Origin of the sequence: Nocardiopsis sp. TNDT3 (genome assembly GCF_003427465.1) — a bacterium.
Lineage (GTDB): Bacteria > Actinomycetota > Actinomycetes > Streptosporangiales > Streptosporangiaceae > Nocardiopsis > Nocardiopsis dassonvillei.
On record NZ_QPFC01000025.1, the window covers coordinates 1 to 2,137 of the forward strand.

Consider the following 2,137-nt stretch of genomic DNA (forward strand, 5'->3'; position numbering starts at 1 on the left):
CCCCCCGAGGAGCCCCGGGGCGCCACCGCCTCCGGACCCGGGGGCCCCGAGGCCCCGGCAGCCACGGACCCGCGGGGCGAGGCGCCCCAGCGGGTGCTCGTCTGGCGGCGCTTCCGCCGCAACAAGCTGGCCGTCACCGGTGCGCTCGTGCTGTGCGCGCTGGTCCTGGTGTCGGTGTTCTCCGAGTTCGTCGCGCCCAGCACACCGGGCGCCTACAACGCCGATCGCACCTACGCCCCGCCGCAGACGCTGCGCGTCGTGGACACCTCCGACGGGTTCGACCTGGGCATGTACGTGTACGGCTACCAGGTGGAACGCGACCCCGAGACGCTCGCCAACACCTACACCGTCGACGAGTCCGTGAAGATCCCGGTCGGCCTGTTCGTGCGCGGCGAGCCCTACGAGATGTGGGGCCTGATCCCCTCGGACGTCCACCTGATCGGCGCCAGCGACCCGGACCAGGAGGTCTACTTCCTGGGCGCCGACCGCAACGGCCGCGACATGGCATCCCGGATCGTCTACGGCACCCGGGTGTCGATGTCCATCGGCCTGGCCGGGGTCGCGCTGTCCTTCGTCCTGGGACTCGTGCTCGGCGGTCTGTCCGGCTACCTGGGCGGGCGCGTGGACAACGCCATCCAGCGCGTCATCGAGTTCCTGATGTCCATCCCGACGATCCCGCTGTGGATGGGCCTGTCCGCCGCCGTCCCCCGCGAGTGGGGGTCGGTGCAGACCTACGTCGCCATCACCGTGCTCCTGTCGCTCATCGGCTGGACCGACCTGGCACGCGTGGTGCGCGGCCGGTTCCTGTCGCTGCGCCAGGAGGACTTCGTGACGGCCGCCCGGCTGGACGGCTGCGGCACCGGGCGGGTCATCGCCCGCCACATGCTGCCGTCCTTCGCCAGCCACATCATCGCCTCGCTGACCCTGGCCGTGCCGTTCATGATCCTGGCCGAGACCTCACTGTCCTTCCTGGGCCTGGGTCTGCAGGCGCCGGTCGTGAGCTGGGGCGTCCTGCTCCAGGAGGCGCAGAACATCCACTCGATCGCGGGCGCCCCCTGGCTGCTGCTGCCCGGGGCCGCGGTGACGGTGGCGGTGCTGGTGCTCAACTTCGTCGGCGACGGCGTCCGCGACGCCGCCGCCCCGTACAGGTGAGGGAGGTGGCCGCCGTGGCGGCCCAGACCCGCGACGACGTGGTCCTGGACATCCGGGGCCTTCGGACCCACTTCACCACCGACGACGCCGTGGTGCGCGCCGTGGACGGGGTGGACCTGGCGGTCCGCCGGGGCAGCACGCTGTGCGTGGTCGGCGAGAGCGGCTGCGGCAAGAGCGCCATGGCCCGCTCGGTGCTGCGGCTGGTGGAGCCGCCCGGCGAGGTGGTGGGCGGCCGGATCCTGCTGCACCCGGAACAGGGGGGCGGGCAGCCCGTGGACCTGGCCGCCCTGCACCCCACCGGCAGGGAGATCCGCGCGGTGCGCGGCCGCGAGGTGGCCATGGTCTTCCAGGAGCCCATGTCCTCGCTGTCCCTGGTGCACACCGCCGGCAACCAGATCGGCGAGTCCCTGCGCGTGCACCACCGCGTGTCCCGCCGTGAGGCCCGCGAACGCTCCGTGGACCTGCTCGAACGCGTGCGGGTCCCCGGCGCCGGACGCGTCGTGGACTCCTACCCCTTCCAGCTCTCCGGCGGGATGCGCCAGCGGGTCATGATCGCGGCGGCCCTGGCGTGCGGGCCGCGCGTGCTCATCGCCGACGAGCCCACCACCGCGCTGGACGTGACCACCCAGGCACAGATCCTCGACCTGTTCGCCGACCTGCGCCGCGACACCGGCATGGGCCTGCTCTTCATCACCCACGACATGGGCGTGGTCGCGGAGATCGCCGACGAGGTCGCCGTCATGTACCTGGGCACGGTGGTCGAGCAGGGGCCGGTGGACGAGATCTTCCACGACCCCCGCCACCCCTACACCCGCGCCCTGCTGGAGGCGGTCCCCCGGATCGGCGCGGCCCGCTCACGCCGCCTGCCCACCATCCGGGGCGCCATCCCCGACCCCGGGAGCCAGCCCACCGGCTGCGTGTTCCGCACCCGCTGCCCCCAGGCCGTGGAGGGGCTGTGCGACACCACCGTCCCCCCGGTCACCGC

2 protein-coding genes are annotated in these 2,137 nt (G+C 73.2%); both read left to right on the top strand.

Features of this window, described 5'->3' with window-relative positions; all coding sequences use genetic code 11:
* Positions 1-1,152: ABC transporter permease (locus DQW06_RS00650; protein WP_198662352.1), on the top strand; the 1,152-nt coding region annotated here is incomplete at its 5' end.
* A 14-nt stretch (positions 1,153-1,166) separates the two neighbouring features.
* The coding region (locus DQW06_RS00655; RefSeq protein WP_232832927.1) for an ABC transporter ATP-binding protein at positions 1,167-2,137 on the top strand (971 nt) is incomplete at its 3' end.